This window comes from Polaromonas sp. P1_G1 (assembly GCF_056405595.1).
On the sequence record NZ_JBFUBU010000116.1, the window covers coordinates 1 to 747 of the forward strand.

The 747-nt window shown below is 68.4% G+C and carries 1 protein-coding gene and 1 pseudogene; both read left to right on the top strand.

From position 1 onward, the window contains the following. The first annotated feature begins 14 nt into the window (after positions 1–14). The gene (locus AC1D1Y_RS25970) at positions 15–140 is read left to right on the top strand and encodes an L-rhamnose mutarotase (RefSeq protein WP_477684890.1); all 126 of its coding nucleotides are present in this window, start codon (positions 15–17) and stop codon (positions 138–140) included. 5 nt (positions 141–145) lie between these two features. Next, positions 146–747 (top strand): annotated as a pseudogene (locus tag AC1D1Y_RS25975) (FGGY-family carbohydrate kinase); the annotation flags it as partial.

Below are 747 nucleotides of genomic sequence, written 5' to 3' on the forward strand. Positions count from 1 at the left end.
CCGCAGGCCACACCATGGACAGCCTACCCAGCCACCCGGTGATGCAGCGCTGGTGGGCCTACATGGCCGACATCATGCGCGCCAACCCCGATGGTTCCCCGGTGGCCGAGCCGTTGCCCTGCCTGTTCCACATGGAGTGAGGGCAGTGGCTGTGAATGACGAACTGACGCTGGTGATCGACATCGGCAAGAGCCACGCCAAGCTGCTGATGGTGGACGCACAGGGCGCGGTGGTGGAACGCCATGGGCGCGACAACGCCAGCGTGCCGTCGCCTCTGGGCTACCCCGCGCTGGATGTGCAAGGGCTGGAAGACTGGATGGCGCAGACCCTGCGCGCGTCCACCCACACGGCACGCTGCCGCCGCGCCATTGCCTCTACCCACGGTGCCGCACTGGTGGCCTTGGGTGATGAGGGCCTGGCTTGGGCGCCCGTGGACTACGAATTCGACGGCCTGGCGCAGCATCCGCTGCTGGCCCAGGCGTTTGACGCGGCGGCCGATGGCTTTGCGCAGACCCTGTCGCCCGACCTGCCCGCGGGCTTGAACGCCGCGCGCCAGCTTTGCTATGTGCAGAACCTGCACCCCGAGGCCTGGCGGCGCACGCGCTGCCTGCTGCCCTATGCGCAATACTGGGCTTGGCGCCTGTGCGGTGAAAGGGCCAGTGAGGTCTCGTCCCTGGGCTGCCATACGCACCTGTGGCGCCCGCAAGATGGTGGTTTCTCGGCACTCGCGCAGGCCAAGGGCTGGGC

Bases quoted from the DNA above. Each gene is read 5' to 3' on its own strand.
- AC1D1Y_RS25970 (WP_477684890.1), top strand. From the start codon at position 15: ATGGACAGCCTACCCAGCCACCCGGTGATGCAGCGCTGGTGGGCCTAC.